16 protein-coding genes are annotated in these 17,226 nt (G+C 50.1%); 9 read left to right on the forward strand and 7 right to left on the reverse strand.

The window, feature by feature from the left end; genetic code table 11:
* The first annotated feature begins 4 nt into the window (after positions 1 to 4).
* The 3 genes from leuS to ltaE are packed head-to-tail and all read left to right on the forward strand — an operon-like array spanning position 5 to position 5,126.
* On the forward strand, positions 5 to 2,452 hold the full coding sequence (gene leuS, locus AJ81_RS04120; protein ID WP_031504714.1) for a leucine--tRNA ligase: 2,448 nt from the start codon (positions 5 to 7) through the stop codon (positions 2,450 to 2,452).
* A gap of 38 nt (positions 2,453 to 2,490) precedes the next feature.
* Positions 2,491 to 4,080, forward strand: coding sequence for an N-acyl-D-amino-acid deacylase family protein (locus AJ81_RS04125; RefSeq protein ID WP_051368679.1), 1,590 nt, complete (start codon positions 2,491 to 2,493; stop codon positions 4,078 to 4,080).
* 11 nt (positions 4,081 to 4,091) lie between these two features.
* Positions 4,092 to 5,126: a low-specificity L-threonine aldolase gene (ltaE, locus tag AJ81_RS04130; RefSeq protein ID WP_031504717.1), complete on the forward strand. Its 1,035-nt coding sequence runs from the start codon at positions 4,092 to 4,094 to the stop codon at positions 5,124 to 5,126.
* Positions 5,127 to 5,129: 3 nt separating this feature from the next.
* Here ltaE and AJ81_RS04135 read toward each other — a convergent pair whose 3' ends face one another.
* The 3 genes from AJ81_RS04135 to aguA all read right to left on the reverse strand — a co-directional run bounded on the left by AJ81_RS04135 (position 5,130) and on the right by aguA (position 7,874).
* Complete coding sequence (locus AJ81_RS04135; protein WP_031504719.1) at positions 5,130 to 5,447, reverse strand: cupin domain-containing protein; 318 nt, start codon at positions 5,445 to 5,447, stop codon at positions 5,130 to 5,132.
* A gap of 571 nt (positions 5,448 to 6,018) precedes the next feature.
* Positions 6,019 to 6,789, reverse strand: coding sequence for an SDR family oxidoreductase (locus AJ81_RS04140; protein ID WP_031504720.1), 771 nt, complete (start codon positions 6,787 to 6,789; stop codon positions 6,019 to 6,021).
* Complete coding sequence (gene aguA / locus AJ81_RS04145; RefSeq protein ID WP_031504721.1) at positions 6,783 to 7,874, reverse strand: agmatine deiminase; 1,092 nt, start codon at positions 7,872 to 7,874, stop codon at positions 6,783 to 6,785. The genes AJ81_RS04140 and aguA overlap by 7 nt, the downstream gene beginning before the upstream one ends.
* A 244-nt stretch (positions 7,875 to 8,118) precedes the next feature.
* On the opposite strand from aguA, the gene AJ81_RS04150 reads away from it, so the two are divergent.
* Together AJ81_RS04150 and AJ81_RS04155 are read left to right on the forward strand one after the other, a co-directional pair.
* The gene (locus tag AJ81_RS04150; RefSeq protein ID WP_096325201.1) at positions 8,119 to 8,451 is read left to right on the forward strand and encodes a cupin domain-containing protein; all 333 of its coding nucleotides are present in this window, start codon (positions 8,119 to 8,121) and stop codon (positions 8,449 to 8,451) included.
* Complete coding sequence (locus AJ81_RS04155) at positions 8,448 to 9,110, forward strand: DUF429 domain-containing protein (protein ID WP_031504723.1); 663 nt, start codon at positions 8,448 to 8,450, stop codon at positions 9,108 to 9,110. The genes AJ81_RS04150 and AJ81_RS04155 overlap by 4 nt, the downstream gene beginning before the upstream one ends.
* Positions 9,111 to 9,152: 42 nt before the next feature.
* Here AJ81_RS04155 and groL read toward each other — a convergent pair whose 3' ends face one another.
* Together groL and groES are read right to left on the reverse strand one after the other, a co-directional pair.
* On the reverse strand, positions 9,153 to 10,769 hold the full coding sequence (groL, locus tag AJ81_RS04160) for a chaperonin GroEL (protein ID WP_031504725.1): 1,617 nt from the start codon (positions 10,767 to 10,769) through the stop codon (positions 9,153 to 9,155).
* 15 nt (positions 10,770 to 10,784) lie between these two features.
* Entirely contained in the window at positions 10,785 to 11,054 is a 270-nt protein-coding gene (gene groES / locus AJ81_RS04165; RefSeq protein WP_031504727.1) for a co-chaperone GroES, read from the reverse strand.
* A 184-nt stretch (positions 11,055 to 11,238) separates the two neighbouring features.
* Here groES and AJ81_RS04170 point away from each other — a divergent pair, with 184 nt between their 5' ends.
* Genes AJ81_RS04170 through AJ81_RS04185 form a run of 4 tightly spaced genes read left to right on the forward strand, consistent with a single transcriptional unit; the run spans position 11,239 to position 14,065 of the window.
* Complete coding sequence (locus tag AJ81_RS04170) at positions 11,239 to 12,129, forward strand: YitT family protein (protein WP_051368680.1); 891 nt, start codon at positions 11,239 to 11,241, stop codon at positions 12,127 to 12,129.
* A 13-nt stretch (positions 12,130 to 12,142) separates the two neighbouring features.
* Positions 12,143 to 12,343, forward strand: a complete 201-nt coding sequence (locus tag AJ81_RS04175) for a hypothetical protein (RefSeq protein ID WP_031504730.1) — start codon at positions 12,143 to 12,145, stop codon at positions 12,341 to 12,343.
* 49 nt (positions 12,344 to 12,392) lie between these two features.
* The gene (gene mreB, locus AJ81_RS04180) at positions 12,393 to 13,403 is read left to right on the forward strand and encodes a rod shape-determining protein (RefSeq protein ID WP_031504731.1); all 1,011 of its coding nucleotides are present in this window, start codon (positions 12,393 to 12,395) and stop codon (positions 13,401 to 13,403) included.
* A complete protein-coding gene (locus AJ81_RS04185) occupies positions 13,403 to 14,065 on the forward strand; it encodes a hypothetical protein (protein ID WP_031504733.1) in 663 nt (220 codons plus the stop codon). Before mreB ends, AJ81_RS04185 begins: the two co-directional genes overlap by 1 nt.
* On the opposite strand, the gene AJ81_RS04190 is transcribed toward AJ81_RS04185, so the two are convergent.
* On the reverse strand, positions 14,013 to 14,858 hold the full coding sequence (locus AJ81_RS04190; RefSeq protein ID WP_031504734.1) for a tetratricopeptide repeat protein: 846 nt from the start codon (positions 14,856 to 14,858) through the stop codon (positions 14,013 to 14,015). The genes AJ81_RS04185 and AJ81_RS04190 overlap by 53 nt on opposite strands.
* 10 nt (positions 14,859 to 14,868) lie before the next feature.
* Entirely contained in the window at positions 14,869 to 17,226 is a 2,358-nt protein-coding gene (locus AJ81_RS04195; protein WP_031504735.1) for a hypothetical protein, read from the reverse strand.

A 17,226-nucleotide genomic window follows, 5' to 3' on the forward strand; every position in this document is an offset into this window, starting at 1 on the left:
TGCTGTGCCGAAATACGAACCGAGCGAGATAGAACCCAGGTGGCAGAAATACTGGGAAGAGAAGAAGTTCTTCAAAACGCCTCAGCGGAGCGAAAAGCCGAAGTACTACATGCTCGTCATGTTCCCGTATCCTTCGGGAACTTTGCACGTCGGGCACGTGAAGAACTACGTGATAGGAGATGCAGTCGCTCGCTACAAACGCATGCGTGGATACAACGTGTTGCATCCGTTCGGCTACGATGCCTTCGGACTACCCGCAGAGAACGCCGCTATTGAGAGAAAAATCCATCCGAGAGACTGGACGTTGGACAACATCAACATCATAAGAAAACAGATAAAGCGACTCGGAATCAGTTACGACTGGGACAGGGAAGTGATCACCTGTCTTGAGCCATATTACAAGTGGACAGAATGGATCTTCCTCAAGCTCTACGAAGCGGGCTTGGCTTACAAGAAGAAAGCCGCCGTGAACTGGTGCCCCAGGTGCATGACCTCGCTCGCGAACGAACAGGTGAAGGATGGAAGGTGCGAACGCTGTGGCACACCTATAACGATCAGGCATTTGGAACAATGGTTCTTCAAAATAACCGATTATGCGGAAAGACTTTTGAAAGACCTCGACAAGCTCACAGGCTGGCCAGAACACGTCAAAGCGATGCAGAAAAACTGGATCGGTGAGAGCAAGGGGGCGAAGGTCAAATTCAAAGTCGATGGTCTCGACCTCGATATCGAGATATTCACGACCAGGCCAGACACACTGTGGGGCGTCACTTTCATGGCGTTGGCGCCCGAATCACCGTTGGTGGAGCAAATCGTTCTGCCCGAACTCAAACACGATCTCGAGCATTTCCTGACTCGTGTGAGCACACAGGACAGACACAGAAGGGGTGCACTCGAAGCCGAGAAAGAAGGCTTTTTCACTGGAAGGTATGCGATAAACCCCGTGAACGGTGAGAAGGTCCCCATCTACGTGGCGAACTACATACTCATGGAGTATGGTACGGGCGCCATCATGGGCGTGCCAGCACACGATCAGAGAGACTACGAGTTCGCGAAGAAGTACAACTTACCGATAAGACAGGTCATAGAGCCTTTCGAACCTTTCGATGAAGACAAAGCCTACGATGGTCCTGGGATCATGGTGAACAGCGGTCCTTTGAGTGGAACGAGAGTCCCCGAGGGCATAGAGAAGGTCATCGACTGGCTGGAAGAAAAAGGCTTGGGTAAACGTTCTGTGCAGTACAAGCTGAGAGACTGGCTCATATCACGTCAGAGGTACTGGGGTGCACCGATACCCATCGTGTACTGCGAGAAGTGTGGCATTGTGCCCGTGCCCGAGAAGGATCTTCCCGTGACACTGCCCTACGACGTCGAATTCCTGCCTACGGGTCAATCTCCGCTCGCACTGAAGGAAGAGTTCAAGAAGACAACCTGTCCGCGTTGTGGAGGTCCAGCAACACGCGAAGTCGACACGATGGACACCTTTGTCGATTCTTCTTGGTACTTTCTCCGTTACGTCAATCCCGATCTTGACGATGCACCGTTCAAGAAGGAAGACGTCGATTACTGGTTGCCGGTCGATCAGTACGTTGGTGGGGTGGAGCACGCTATACTGCACCTGCTCTATTCGAGGTTCATAACGAAGGTCCTGCACGACCTTGGATACCTCAGTTTCGACGAACCTTTCACGAACCTCTTCACTCAGGGCATGATTTACAAAGATGGCGCGAAGATGAGCAAGAGCAAGGGAAACGTCGTCTCGCCAGACGATATGATAGAGAAGTACGGTGCCGACACGCTCAGGCTCTACATACTTTTCATGGGACCACCAGAGAAGGATGCGGAATGGAGCGACGCAGGCATCGAGGGCGTCCACAGGTTCATCAAAAGGGCGTGGAACTTGATAGACAAGATCGTATCCTTGAACGATCAAGGTTCTTCCGAGATGGGTCCCAGAGAAAGGGAACTGAGAAGGAAACTACACTCTGCACTCTTGAAGATCACCCAAGACATGGAAGGTGGCTTCAAGTTCAACACGGCGATCAGTGGCTTGATGGAACTCGTGAACGACGTGTCGGACTATTTGCAGGAAGTTCCACAGGAGCGGTGGCACGTATCTTTGTTGAAAGAGTTTGCCGAAAAGTTCGTTTTGATGATCTCTCCTTTCGCCCCACACTTTGCAGAAGAACTTTGGCACGCGATGGGTAAAACGACCTCCATCATGGAGGAAAGCTGGCCAGAGTACGATCCAGAAGCATTGAAGGTAGAAGAAGTGGAGATCGCGGTGCAGGTGAACGGCAAGCTGAGAGACAGAATAAGAGTCCCTGTGGACGCAACGAAACAAGACGCATTGAAGATCGCGTTGGAGAGTGAGAAAGTCAAAAAGTTCTTGAACGGAGAGCCGAAAGACGCCATATACGTTCCAAAGAGACTTCTGAACATCATCGTGTGAGCGCGCATCTGCGCGCTTTTTTTATCGAGGTGTTGTCGATGTACGACGTGCTCATCAGGAACGGAATGGTCGTGGACGGAACTAACGGTCCATGGTTCTACGCAGATTTAGCCATCGAAGACGGAAAGATAGTCGAGATGGGAAAACTAAATCGAAGAAGAGCGAAAGTTGTGATCGATGCGAAGGGTATGTTCGTCTGTCCGGGCTTCATCGACATACACAGCCATTCGGACTTTTCGGCTTTCGTCAATCCTTTCTGCGAAAGCAAGCTCAGGCAGGGCGTGACCACGGAGCTCGTGGGAAACTGTGGTTATTCTTTGGCTCCCTTGATCGGTAGTGCGCTCGAAGAGACAAAGAATTACTACAGAGAGATGTACGGCGTCGAGGCTGGTTGGCAGAGCGTCTCAGAGTATCTGGATGCGCTTCAACGTGCAAGGCCAGCGATAAACTACGCAATGCTCGTCGGACACGGAACGATCAGAAAGTCGATCGTGGGATACGAAAACAGAAGACCAACGGCTGAAGAAATGAGAAGAATGAAAGACCTCGTCGCGCAATCCTTGAGGCAAGGTGCCTTCGGCCTGAGCACAGGTTTGATATATCCTCCAGGAAGTTTCGCAGAAACTGATGAGATAACAGAGCTCTGCAAAGTCGTCGCGAGATACAACGGTTTCTACGCCACGCACATGAGGAGCGAGAGCGCAAGATTGATCGAATCCGTCGAAGAGACGATCGAGATAGGAAAAAGGAGTAACGTCTCTGTTCAGATTTCCCATCACAAAGCCTGTGGTGAAAAGTACTTTGGCAAGGTGAAAGAGACTCTCAAAATGATAGAACAAGCTCGGAACGAGGGCTACGATGTCACGTGCGATGTGTATCCTTACACTGCCACGGCGACGGACCTCGACGCGATCCTGCCGGATTGGGTGCACGAGAACGGCACTGAGAGAATGCTGGAGAGACTGAAAGATCCAAAGATCAGAGAGAAGATAAAACAACAGATCGATCCGATCCAAAAGGCGATGGGTGGTTATGACAAGATACACATCAGCTATGTCGTGAGCGAGAAGAACAAGCCTTTCCAGGGGAAGAGTCTCGCCGAGATCGCGAAGGTGCTCAGCAAAGACCCACTCGAAGCGGCTTTCGATCTGATAGTGGAGGAACGTGGTCGCGTGGGCATGATGAGGTTCGCCATGGACGAAGAGGACGTCAAACTTGTCATCAAAAGTCCTTATTCGATGATAGGATCGGACGGCAGCGCACTCTCCACTGAAGGTGTTCTATCCCAGGGCCATCCACACCCAAGGAACTTTGGCACCTTCGTCAGGGTCTTGGCACGTTATGTGAGAGAACTCAAGCTTTTGAGCGTTGAAGAGGCCGTGTGGAAAATGACAAGTTTTCCAGCAAGGAAGATCGGCATCTTGGACAGGGGCATCTTGAGACCCAAAATGACCGCTGACATCGTCATCTTCGATCTCGATCGAGTTCAAGAGCTTGCAACTTTCGGAGATCCGAAAAGATATCCGAAAGGCATCGTTCACGTTTTGGTGAACGGCGTGGTCGTCCTGCGCGATGAAGAACTGACAGGTGAGAGGCCCGGCAGAGTGTTGAGGAAGTTCGGCAAATGAGGAGTGATCCCATGATCGATCTTCGTTCAGACACTGTAACGAAGCCAACGGCCGAGATGAGAAAAGCCATAGCGGAGGCAGAAGTTGGAGACGATGTGTACGGGGAAGATCCCACGGTGAACAGACTCGAAGAGCTGGCCGCAGAGATGTTCGGCAAGGAAGCGGCTCTTTTCGTTGCATCCGGAACTATGGGCAATCAGGTCAGCATCATGGCACACACCCAGCGCGGTGATGAAGTGATACTCGAAGCGGACAGCCACATCTTCTGGTACGAAGCAGGCGCAATGGCCGTTCTTTCAGGCGTGATGCCTCACCCAATCAAAGGTAGAAACGGCGCGATGGATCCAGACGAGGTTCGCAGAGCGATAAGACCCAAGGACATACACTTTCCGAGAACTTCCTTGATAAGCATAGAGAACACCCACAACAGGTCGGGTGGTAGAGTGGTTCCCATCGAAAACTTCAAAGCGATCTACGAGATCGCCAAGGAGCATGGAATAAACGTCCACGTCGATGGTGCGAGGATTTTCAACGCCGCGATCGCTTCGAACGTTTCAGTCAAAGAGTACGCCAAGTACGCAGACTCTCTGATGTTCTGCCTTTCCAAAGGTCTCTGTGCACCCGTCGGGTCGATCGTGGTGGGGAGCAAACAGTTCATAGAAAGGGCAAGAAAGGCGAGGAAAATACTCGGAGGTGGTATGAGGCAGGCGGGTGTTTTAGCTGCGGCCGGGATCGTCGCTTTGACCAAGATGGTTGACCGATTGAAGCAAGACCATGAAAACGCAAAATTCCTTGCACTGAAACTGAGAGAGATTGGCTATATGGTCAACCCAGAGGAAGTCGAAACCAACATGGTGATCCTGAGGACAGACAATTTGAGAGTCGACGCACACCAGCTATTGAAAACGATGAAAGAAAGAGGCGTCCTCGCCGTCGCTTTCTCAGACTCGTCGATACGGCTCGTGACGCACAACGACGTTTCGAGGAGCGATATACTGAGAGCGTTAGACGTGTTTGAAAAGTTGTTCAAAGAATTCAGACTTTGAAACTCAAGACTTGATCATCACCAACAACATTTTGAATTTCTCCAAGGCGCTCACCGCATGTGGTTCGTTCGCTGGCATGACGATGAAGTCTCCCGCCTTGAGATGGTAAGATTGACCGGATATCTTGATCTCACACTCACCATCCAGAACGTACACCAGAGCGTCGAACGGTGCGGTGTGTTCCGAGAGGCGTTGAGATTTGTCGAAGGCGAAGATCGTAACAGTCCCAGTCTTCTTATCAATGATCGTTCTGCTCACGATCGAACCGTTTTGATACTGAACCAGTTCTGAAAGCCTTCCGCTTGATCTTTCAATTTGCATTCGTTCGCACCCTCCCAACGACGAGCGTACCATAATTTGAAAGATCGATTGAAACAAAACAAAAAGCGGGCGTTCGCCCGCCGTTCGATCTTTCATGTACGAAGTTTCTCAAATCACTCTCTCTTCTCGCGCAGGAGCATTGAACCGCTCCTTTCTCTTGTCTTTTTCATTCGCTTTGGAAGGTGTGCAAGATTGAAGACCTCAATTTATTCTTTCTCCAACTTGAGTTCCGTAAATTCTCGGCCTCATCGACTCCACGGAGATTTCTCAGAGACAGTGAACTTCACAAAGAGGTCAACCAAACGCAGAGTATCGAGATCAAAGGTGAAATTCACGCCGTGTCCTTGACGGGGTAGACCTATCCCAATGCACGTTTCCACTCTCCCAGGATCCTGGTCGGCGCGCCCTCTTGTCCCATACAAAAATATACGGACGATGAAAAACTATGTTCGCCGATCTTCTTCTCCAAAAGCTAAACTCAGTCGTCTCAAACTGTGAAAGATGCCATCTGGAGCGAGCTACAATCTTGTGTTCTGACAAGTCTTGAACGTCCACACTGAGACAGCGTCTTTCATTCTACATAAATCATCTTCACCGTCATGCCACCATCGACCGTGAAGTTGACACCCGTTATGAAACCAGCTTTCTCATCGTCTGCCAAGAAGACGCACAAATTGGCTATGTCCAGAGGATCACCGACCCGGCCAACAGGGTGTTGTTCATGGTCAATGGCTCTAAGCTGTGGTTCACTTCTCAGAGAAGCTTTTTTCCATCTCGATGTTTCAATCCATCCTGGACTGATGCACACGACTCTGATTCTGTACTTAGCTAAGCTGATCGCCAGAGAGTGCGTCAGTGCGACGACGCCTCCCTTCGACGCCGAGTAAGGTTCCGTGTTTGGTTCTGACATGAACGCCCTCGTGCTGGCGATGTTGATAATGACTCCTCCGTTTCTCTTGATCATCTGCTCGGCACAGTAACGTGCGCAAATGTAAGGTCCTGTGAGATTCACCCTGATGACTCTCTCCCATTCCTCCAAAGTTCTTTCAAAGATGTTCTTTGTAGAACTTATCGCCGCGTTATTCACCAGAATGTCCACACCACCGTAGAGCTGGACGGTCTGTTCGACCATCCGCCTGACTGACTCTTCGCCAGAAACGTCAGTCCTAATGAACGTCGCCTCGTAACCTTTCGATTCCAGAATTTCCTCACGCTCGATGCCAGCCTCTTCGTCTATCTCGGCGATCACCACCCTTGCACCGTTCTCACAGAACAACTGAGCTATCGCGGCACCTATACCTTGGCCACCACCGGTCACGATTGCCACCTTGTCCTTCAGCATTTCCTCACCCCCAAGGGTTGTTGCTGAGTTATACAGTGGATCGCTCCTCCCCCAAGCAGTATCTCTCTCGCATACACACCCACGACTTTCTTTTCTGGGAATATCTCTTTGAATTTCTTGAGAGCCAGTTCGTCGTTTGGATCGTTGTAGATTGGAACGATGACACCGCCGTTTGCAATGTAGAAGTTCACATAAGAAGCTGAAAGTCTGTATCCAGCAGGCCTTCTATGCGTCTTCTCGGAAAGATCAACACCGCTTGCCTCTTCCTCCGTCACATACTGCGGCGTCGGTTGGTGGATCAAATGAATCTTCAATCTTCTACCCTTCGCATCTGTTTCTTTCAACAGTATCTCATAGTTTTCTCTGCTTATTTCGTATTGTGGGTCACTCTTGTCATCGGTCCAGGTGAGGACCACTTCTGCGGGTTTTACGAACCTGCACAGGTTGTCCACATGTCCACTCGTTTCATCGTTGTACACACCACGCTTCAACCAGATGATTTTATCCACTCCAAGATAGTCTTTGAGTATCTGCTCTATCTGCTCTTTCGAAAGATCTGGGTTCCTGTTCGGGTTCAAAAGGCATTCCTCCGTCGTTATGAGAGTGCCCTCACCGTCGACGTCGATCGAACCACCTTCAAGAACCATCGGTGCTTCGTAGCAATCCAGCTCTTCAATGTCTGCCACCTTCAGTGATACGAGTTCATCCTTGTCCCAGGGAAAGTAAAGCCCACCCCACGCGTTGAATTTCCAGCGCACCGCTCGAACAACACCCTCGTCATTCACGACGAACGTTGGCCCGATATCGCGCATCCATGCGTCGTTGCTCGAGAGCTCAACCACCCTCACGCGCGGTGATAGTCTCGATCTCGCGTTGAAGTATTGTTCGTGAGAAACACACATCGTGACTTTTTCGAACTGACTGATCGCTTCGGCGACCTTCACGTAAGCCTCCTGAGCAGGTTTCGCACCACATCTCCAGTTGTCGGGCCTTTCTGGCCAGATCATCCAGCACTTCGCGTGCGGTTCAAACTCCGCAGGCATTCTGAAACCATCGACTCGTGGGACACTTCTCAGCACGTTCACAGTGGATCACTCCCCAGTTCACAATCAATTTACAAGTTCAACCTGAACCTACCCCGAAACTGTATCGTCTAAGTTATGGAACCAGGGCAAGACCCCCCACCCTCCTTTGACGACATAGATACACTGATAAAACTGTTCTTGGGCGATCGAAAGATCGCCCTTATTTTTTGTTTTCTTCTTTATTCTACCAATTCTCGACCTCCCCACCAGCAACCGTTAAAATATCTTGGGAGGGATAGCTGTGATGATCAAACACATGAACGAGATTGAACCGCAAGAACTCTTGAATGGAGAGGTCCTGAAGAGAGTTTTCATAAGCAAAGACGAAGCCCCCACATTTGTCATGAGGTTGTTCACGCTCCAATCCAACGCATCCACGCCTCTTCATTCTCATCCCTGGGAACATGAAGTTTTCGTGGTCGAAGGTAGACTGAAAGTGGTATGCGATAATGGCGAAACGATCGTTGAAAAAGGACACTTCGTTTACGTATCACCCAACGAGTTGCACCAGTTCGTCAACGTTTTCGAAGGCCCGTCCTCCTTCATCTGCGTGGTACCGAAGGAAGGGGAAGTTTGAAAAGAGATTTCGAATTTTTCTCTGGTATCGATCCTTCTTGGACGGGCAAGTACCCCACGGCTGTCACGGTATTGGACAGAGGCTTGCACCTCGTTGACTTCGTCTACAGCGAGAAGATAGATGAGATCTTAGAGCCGTTGAGAACACATCCGAACAGCGTCGTTGGAGTCGATGCACCTTTGATCGTCACGAACGAATCTTGTCACAGACCGAACGAAAGAGAGTTTCTCAAACACTTTGCGAGGTTCGGTCTTTCGCTCTATCCAGTGAACAAGAAGAGGTATCCTTTCTTCTTTCCCGAACTGCTGTATGAGCGCTTGAATCAGATTGGTTACAGCTTCGAATCTGGCAACATCTTCGAAGTTTATCCCCACGCAACGATCATGGTGCTGTTCAACGATATGAAGGTATTCCACTACAAAAGAGTCAAGGCGAAAGAAAGATTTAAAAAGCTTCGCTGGTTGGAAGGAAAACTCAAAAACTTTGTTGAAATACCGGACAGTTTTTGCATACCGAAGGACAACCTCAAGGCCTACGAAGATTTCTTAGATTCGCTGGTCTGTGGTTTGACCGTGGCGCTCGCAAGAGAAAAGTCTTACCTAACGTTCGGTGACGAGGAAACTGGAATCATGCTGGCACTGGATAGCTTTCGCGAATAAAAAAGAGGAGGGCGGGGTGGCCCTCCTCTTCGTGTCTATCGATCAGTATTCTGGTGGCATCGATGGCGTTTCTTTCTTCTCTTCGGGTTTCTCGACAACGAGCGCTTCCGTTGTCAACAACATACCCGCGATCGATGCAGCGTTCTGCAGTGCGCTCCTTGTGACCTTCGCTGGGTCTATGATTCCAGCTTTGAACATGTCGACGTATTCGCCCTTGAGTGCATCGAAACCATGGCTGAAGTCTTTCGAGCTCAGAACTCGCTCCACGATAACTGCACCGTCGTAACCTGCATTCTCGGCGATCTGCCTGATGGGTGCCTCGAGAGCTTTGTACACGATCGAAGCTCCGATCTTTTCGTCACCGTCGAGTTTGCTCATGACTTCCTCTACAACTTTTCTGGCCCTCAACAGCGTCACTCCACCACCGGGAACGATGCCTTCCTCGACAGCAGCCCTCGTCGCGCTCAGAGCGTCCTCGATCCTGTGTTTCTTCTCCTTCAGTTCGGTCTCCGTCGCAGCTCCAACTTTTATGACGGCTACTCCACCGGCGAGCTTCGCCATCCTTTCCTGCAATGTCTCCTTCTCGTATTCCGATGTCGTTTGCTCAATCTGAGATTTGATCTGCGCGATCCTCTTCTTGATCTCCTCAGGCTTACCCTTGCCACCGATGATGATCGTGTCGTCCTTCTTGACCCTTACCAGATCAGCCCTACCGAGATCCTCGAGCGTGACATCTTCGAGGTTTATGCCAAGCTCGTCGCTTATCACGGTTCCACCGGTCAGTATAGCGATGTCCTGGAGCATGGCCTTTCTCCTGTCACCGAAACCGGGTGCCTTGACAGCGCAGGCCATGAGTGTGCCCTTGAGCTTGTTTAGAACCAAAGTCGTCAACGCTTCACCTTCGACGTCTTCTGCAATGACGAGGATGGGTTTACCGGTCTGCGCAACTTTTTCCAAAATCGGTATCAAAGGTCTCACGGCACTGAGCTTCTTGTCGGTGATCAGTATGAACGGTTCTTTCAATTCGACTTCCATCTTTTCCGCATCGGTGACGAAGTAAGGTGATATGTAGCCTCTGTCGAACTGCATACCTTCTGTGAACTCAACGTAGGTCTCGAGCGTCTTGGAATCCTCGACTGTGATGACTCCATCTTCTCCCACTTTGTCCATGGCCTCTGCGATCAGTTCCCCGATCTCCGGGTTGTTCGCACTTATGGATGCGACGTGCGCTATGTCTTCTCTACCCGAGAGTTTCTTCGCGTTATCCTTGATGAACTTGGCAACCGCTTCGGTGGCCTTGTCAATTCCACGCTTGAGAAGTATTGGGTTAGCACCTGCAGCAACGTTCTTCAAACCTTCTCTGATCATCGCCTGTGCCAGCACCGTGGCAGTGGTCGTACCGTCACCGGCGACGTCGTTGGTCTTGGAAGCGACTTCCTTGACGAGTTGGGCTCCCAAGTTTTCGAACTTGTCCTCAAGTTCTATCTCCTTAGCGATCGAGACTCCATCGTTCGTGATGGTTGGAGAACCCCAGCTCTTTTCGATTACGACGTTCCTGCCCTTTGGCCCAAGCGTGATCCTCACAGCATCGGCAACTTTGTTAACTCCTCTTTCGAGCGCTCTGCGAGCTTCCTCATTGAACTTCAACAGTTTGGGCATGGTTTCTCCCTCCTCTCAACCTTCGATTTTCGCCAGTATATCGTTGGCATCAATTATGATGTAGTCGACATCGTCAATCTTGATTTCCGTACCTGCGTACTTGGAGTAGATGACCTTATCGCCGGGTTTCACATCGATGTTGTCAACCTTTTCTCCAACTGCGATGACCTCAGCCTTCATAGGTTTTTCCTTGGCCGAATCGGGCAGAACAATCCCACCTTCAGTTTTCTTCTCCTCCTTGATGGGCTTGATCAAGAGTCTTTCACCAAGCGGTACAACCTTCATGGGCACGACCTCCTTTCAAATTTTATCACTCAATATCATTGAGTGCTAATTATAGAATACACCACTTTGGTTTACAAATCAAGAGGCGATTTATGGACTTTATCGCTGAATATTCGCGAATAATGCCAATTATTCCGAAATATGCACCAGATAGCCCCATTTTCTCTCGAAAACTATCACTTCAATGGTAAAATTTGTTCAATGTGGAGGTGAGAATGTGAGCAGAAAGTACATCGTAAAAGAGTACGTGCTGGCCACGATCGGTGTAATCATCACCGCCGTTGGAGTAGTTTCGTTCTTGATCCCAAACTTCATTGCCGCAGGTGGCGCAAGTGGTCTTGCGATCGTTCTGAACAGGCTCGTGGGATTTCCTGTGGGCGTCTGGATGTACATCATAAACGCCACGCTGTTTCTCATCGGTTTCATCACGATGGGCAGAGACTTCAGTGTGAAAACTATATATTGCACCTTCCTTCTCAACTTCATGATAGATTTTTTCGACAGGATAGTTCCGATCCCCAGATACACGGAAGATCTGATCATCGCTGTTCTTTTCGGAGACATCATCACCGCCGTTGGCATGGCGCTCACTTTCACGCAGAACGCTTCCACAGGTGGTACTGACATCATTGCACGCATCTTCAACAGATTCTTCGCCGCACCTATGGGTACCACACTGTTGATCGTCGATCTGTTCATAGCGGTGTTCGCCGGCGCAGTCATGGGTTCCAAACTCGGTATGTACGCCATCCTGGCTATAATGGTGAACGGAATGATGATAGACTTTGTTCTGAAGGGCATCGAATCTTCGACGCAAGTTTTGGTAATTTCGGAAAAACATCGAGAAATCGCCAGCTTCGTTCTGAACGAGCTGCACAGGGGCGCGACGTACATAGAAGCTAAAGGTGCCTACACTGGCAAGGACAGAAAGATATTGCTCATTGTCCTTAGGAGGAGGGAACTTGGAGAACTTGTATCCTTCATTCGGAAACTCGATAAGAGTGCGTTCATAATAATAAGCGAGGCTCGACACGTGATCGGTGAAGGTTTCCAGAACATAGGAAACGTGTTCTGAGGGGAGTGAAAGCTTGAGGACATTTTCCAATATCCTGTTCTACGCTGGTTCCATCGTTTTACTGTTTGCCATAATAAGCTTCGAGCTCGGCTTGAAGGCCATGAAGAACAAAGAGGATGAGAAGATGAAAGGTCACAACAGAAGAGGCTGGAAAGCTTTGTTGATAACAGCTGTTCTGTATGGGCTTTCTTTTCTCACCGCGTACTTCGCCTGAAACATCGTGATAAAATCATTTTAGTACGGTGAAAAGGACGGTGCGCATTGTGGTGAGAAGAGATCTCGGAATAGACCTTGGTACTGCGAACACGCTCGTGTACATGAAGGGCAAGGGTATCGTTATAAACGAACCTTCAGTCGTGGCGATGAACGCCGACACGGGTGAAGTCATCAAAGTCGGTCTCGAAGCGAAGATGATGCTTGGAAAGACCCCCGCTTCGATCGTCGCTGTGAGACCCCTGAGAGATGGAGTGATAGCCGACTACGATGTGGCGCTGGCGATGCTCAAATACTTCATAGGCAAGACGAGGACGTCCATCGCTTTTTTCAAACCGAGGGTCGTCATAGGTGTTCCCATAGGCATCACCGATGTTGAAAAGAGGGCGATACTGGAGGCGGGTCTGGAGGCAGGTGCAGCCAGAGTGTTTTTGATAGAAGAACCCATGGCGAGCGCGATCGGGCTCGGGCTCGACGTCGAAGAACCCAACGGGAACATGATCGTCGACATCGGTGGTGGAACGACAGAAGTTGCCGTAATATCGCTCGGCAGCATCGTGGTGTGGGAATCGATAAGGATAGCTGGAGACGAAATGGACGAGGCCATCGTTCAGTACGTTCGTGAAACGTACCGAGTGGCCATCGGTGAAAGAACGGGCGAAAGGATAAAGATAGAAATAGGGAACGTCTTCCCATCTCCCGAGTATGACGGTCTGGAAACGATCGTTACTGGTATAGATCTGTCGACAGGACTGCCTCGAAGGATCACCATAAGAGGTGGTGAGGTCAGGGAAGCCTTGATGGTGCCTGTGAACGCCATCATCGACGCGATCAAAACCACGCTCGAGAAAACCCCACCCGAACTGGTCACGGACATCGTCGAGAGGGGTATAGTCACGAGTGGAGGCGGTTCACTCACTAGGGGCATGGACAAGCTCATAGAAAAAGAAACCGGAATCAAAGTGGTCAGAGCCGAAGATCCCATGAGCAGTGTTGCGATCGGCGCGGGCAAAGTCCTCGACAAAGTCGACATTCTGAAGAAGCTTCAGCAGGTAGACTGATGAGCAACCGTCAAGTGAACCTTTTCATCGCCTATATGTTGATCTTTACGACCATCTTTGCACTGAATGCCGTCTTTCAGGCGAAGCCGGCGAGGTTTCTTTTTCGCTTCGTTCACATCGCCGTTTACCCCGCGAATGCTTTGAGATACACACTTCACAAGCTCAAAGAAGCGATCGTGCTCGTTTTCAACGTCGCCGAGCAACAGACCGTCGTAAAGATCAACGACGTCACTTTCGAACAGTCCAACACCGTCCTTGGCCTAAGGCAGAACTATTTGATCGCAACGGGACGGGCGAAAGCCGGCGACATTGCGATAGATGCGATGAACAATCGTTTTGTCGGAATCGTTCGATACGTGAGTGACCATGTGTGCTGGATCGAACCGTGGGACTCTGCTCTGTTCTCAATGCAGGTGAGTGTAGAATCGAGCCAGGTGACTATAGAAGGCGAAATCTCTGGTGGAACGAGATTGAAGATCTACGAAGATGTGGACGTGACGGGTTTCACGGTGAGGGTTTCCGAGAACTTCACGAATGGAAAACTTCTGAGAGAGATGAACTGCGATAAGCTCGGAACGGTCGTTGGCAGACAGGGAGATTTTTTCTTAGTCAAGATCGATCCTGTTCGCCCGACTCGCTTGTGTTATCTTCCGGGTTATTGACCAGCTGTTGCATGATCTGAGACAGAAGCTTGGCGTCTTCTTCGCTGTACTGCTCCTTTTCCTCCATCTTCCTCAGCACGGAGAACGGATCTTCTCCAACCAGAGTTTCCGACTCCTTCCTCTCTCCCTCTTTAGACTCTTTAGAAATTATCTCTTGAACTATACTCTCGATCTGAGCCTCGAGCTTCCGCAGTTCTTCGTCCGCCTCAAAATCGATAACTCTCTTACCCTGTTCCAGATCTTTCGAAACCACATCGATGCTCTGGAGCTGGCGTTCGAGTCTTTCTTCCGCTGTGAGTTCTCCTTCTTCAGTGCCGACTTTCTTTGCCCTCTTCATCAGTCTCAATAACAGGAAGGTTGCGGCAAAACTTATAATGAAGACCCCAATGACGAGGAACAGAGACGTGCTTTTTTTTGTAGCTTGTGGTTGTGTGGTAGTTGGAGGTGGAATCCTCGCTCTCAACCATTCCAACCATTCTTCGTTGGCCTTCGAACCTTCACGTATCGCTTTGAGGATACTCGCCGCCACGGCGTTGCTCGATTCGTAGGGTTCCAGATAAGCTCTGGCCTTCGTGTAATCCCTGATCATGTATGCGCACACGCCCATTCTCAGTTTCACCAGCGGATCGTACGATTCTATTCTCGGCTCCAGCTTCAACGCCGTTTCGAACCATTCCAGCGCCCGTCCGTAATCGCCTTGTGTGTAAGCATTCAAAGCGGATTTGTAGTATTCCAGAGCGTTCGAAAAAGCCAGAATCGAAACCAAAACCAGCAGAACCACCGCGTACCTCATCAATCATCCCTCACTTCAGTTTATACACCTCCACGCGTGACTGCGATAGTACGTAGATCTTGTCGGCTCCAACAGCGATGTCCTCCACTGCAGTCGGGAAAGAATGATAGACCGATCTCAAAGTGAGCTTCGAAAGATCGAAGACGAAGAGGCTGGAAGTGCCAAAGATCAACACGGTGTTGCCCAGCAAGAGAAACTCTTTTGGATCTATCCATCCTTCCGCACCCCAAACGTACGTTCCACTTTTGAGATCGTAGACGAGCAAACTGTAGCTTCTCAATCCCACAAACAACAGATCCGATACCATCAGACAGCTTGTGAAGTCGACCGATCGTCCCTCGATCTTCAGCTTCGACGCATCGAGCAGTTTCCTCAGTTTCCCTCCAGACAGTTCGTAAATCTCTCTGTTGGTCATCAGCAGAGTCGAAGAACTTTCCACGAACCTGCCATAGACTCCCGAAACACTTTGAACCGCTTTCCAGCCGTTCTCCCATCGCGCAAGAACCAACCCTTCCTTCGCCCTCAGCAGTGCAAACACACCATTCTCAGTGACCAAAACATCCTCTGTGTTCGCCGTGTCTATCTTCGCAAGTTCCAACACCCTGTTTCCGTCAAAGAAATACGCACTCTCGTTCGAAACGAAACCCAAACCCGTTTTCAACGAGTGTACGTATCGAACCGTGCCGGATTTGACCTTTTTTCCTTCGCTGTAGAGACCATCGCTGAGCATGTAGAAGAGCCTTCCCACAGCAAAATGAACGCTTGAAACGTTGCCCAGATTCAGCGTTTCCATCTTCGTGAGGAGTTCGGAGCGTTCAAACCTGTTCGGTAGAATGATACGCCTTTGAACGGCCTCTTCTTTCTTGGCCTGATTCGTGGTTGACTGAGCAACTTGCTCCGGTTTAACTATTCTTTCTGCTTGCTGAGCCTGAGGAGATCTTTCCGGGTAGGTTTCCTCCCTGTATGCTGGAACCTCGATACGCGTTTCTGCGAGAAACTTCTTCAACGTATCGTGAAAAACCGGATCGAGATAACAATCGAAGAAAGAGCCTTTCAGAACGAGTTTCTGTGCTCCTTCCAGAAAGGCGCTTTCGTGAGTCACCACACCATCGCCTTTGCCAGCAACCAGCTCAGGATAGAACACTTCAAGTTGCGTTCCTCCAACATCGATCGAGGCTGGAGGCGAATTTCCCACCGCGACGAGGTACCTCACATCTTTTCTCGCAGTCTCGTTGAGTTTCTTCAACAGTTCCGAACCGGTAAGGATCTCCGCATAAACAGGTCCGAGCGCTTCGAGGTAGTACAACAGATGAGATTTCATCGCATCCACCATGAAACGATCGACGCCGAAGCTGTTTGCCACAACCTGAGAATCTTTTCTGTAAAGCAACGTACCATAGTAGAGAGGATTCACAACGTTGGTTCCCCCGTTCGGTGGACTCACGAGGACCAAACTTCGAACGTTCTTGACCTCTGGGTGCAGTTCAACTGCGAGCCTTGCTATGATGGCCCCGACGCCGTGCGCAACGATGTCAAAGTCGAAGTTCCTGAGCCTCACCAGTTCCATAGCGAGTTTTTCCGCTTCAAAGAGCAGATAACTTGGCATTCTGGTCTGTGCGAAGCTGCGAAAGGAGTTCATGTACGAAACTGAACGCGTAGCCGCAACGGGATAGTCGTAGTACATGATCGTTCTGTTTGGAAAAAGCTCACCCCAGAAGTTCGCCGAATCGTGAGAGGAATTCACAAAACCAAGAAAGCCTCTGTCCATATCCGGCACGAGCAGAAGGACAGGTTCTGTGCTTTTGGATCTTTCGATCAACAACTGAAGGCCCAGCTTTTGTTTCTCCGGAACGTCCGCGATTAAACCGATCATCGATGTGTGGAACACCTGCGCCTCAACGTACGGTCCCTTTTCATCAACACCCATCGATGCCCCACCGAAGACCCTGTAAACGGGCTGGCTGGGATCTGGAACGTAGGCCAATCTCACGTTGGCGTAATCTGCACCAAGGTAGAGATCCCTCGGTAGTCTGTAGACGATCCTGATCGGTCTCATTGCGAACTCGTCAACGCCGTCCGAGGGAGACACATCGTAGAGATCACCAACAAACATGCTTGAAATCATTTGCGGCAGAGTTTCTCTCGGAACGCGTTTCACGATGAAACTCTTTCTAACGCCGTACGCACCGTCCGGTACAACGATAGACAGGGGAACTGAAGTTTCCTCTTTTGCCCCGTTCAGCACGACACTTCTGTTCGCGTAGAACCGCCACAAAAAAATTGCCGCGACAACCGCGACCACCACGAGGACAGCTATCAGGAGCAATCTTCTTCTGAAGATCGAAAGGAACAGTTCAGAGAACCTCAT

This window comes from Pseudothermotoga hypogea DSM 11164 = NBRC 106472, assembly GCF_000816145.1.
Lineage (GTDB): Bacteria > Thermotogota > Thermotogae > Thermotogales > DSM-5069 > Pseudothermotoga_A > Pseudothermotoga_A hypogea.

Excerpts from the sequence above, each read along its gene's own strand:
- AJ81_RS04125 (WP_051368679.1), top strand. The coding sequence starts at position 2,491 with ATGTACGACGTGCTCATCAGGAACGGAATGGTCGTGGACGGAACTAAC.
- ltaE (WP_031504717.1), top strand. The coding sequence starts at position 4,092 with ATGATCGATCTTCGTTCAGACACTGTAACGAAGCCAACGGCCGAGATG.
- AJ81_RS04135 (WP_031504719.1), bottom strand. The coding sequence starts at position 5,447 with ATGCAAATTGAAAGATCAAGCGGAAGGCTTTCAGAACTGGTTCAGTAT.
- AJ81_RS04140 (WP_031504720.1), bottom strand. The coding sequence starts at position 6,789 with ATGCTGAAGGACAAGGTGGCAATCGTGACCGGTGGTGGCCAAGGTATA.
- AJ81_RS04150 (WP_096325201.1), top strand. The coding sequence starts at position 8,119 with ATGATCAAACACATGAACGAGATTGAACCGCAAGAACTCTTGAATGGA.
- groL (WP_031504725.1), bottom strand. The coding sequence starts at position 10,769 with ATGCCCAAACTGTTGAAGTTCAATGAGGAAGCTCGCAGAGCGCTCGAA.
- groES (WP_031504727.1), bottom strand. The coding sequence starts at position 11,054 with ATGAAGGTTGTACCGCTTGGTGAAAGACTCTTGATCAAGCCCATCAAG.
- AJ81_RS04170 (WP_051368680.1), top strand. The coding sequence starts at position 11,239 with ATGGTAAAATTTGTTCAATGTGGAGGTGAGAATGTGAGCAGAAAGTAC.
- AJ81_RS04185 (WP_031504733.1), top strand. The coding sequence starts at position 13,403 with ATGAGCAACCGTCAAGTGAACCTTTTCATCGCCTATATGTTGATCTTT.
- AJ81_RS04190 (WP_031504734.1), bottom strand. The coding sequence starts at position 14,858 with ATGAGGTACGCGGTGGTTCTGCTGGTTTTGGTTTCGATTCTGGCTTTT.
- AJ81_RS04195 (WP_031504735.1), bottom strand. The coding sequence starts at position 17,226 with ATGAGGTTCTCTGAACTGTTCCTTTCGATCTTCAGAAGAAGATTGCTC.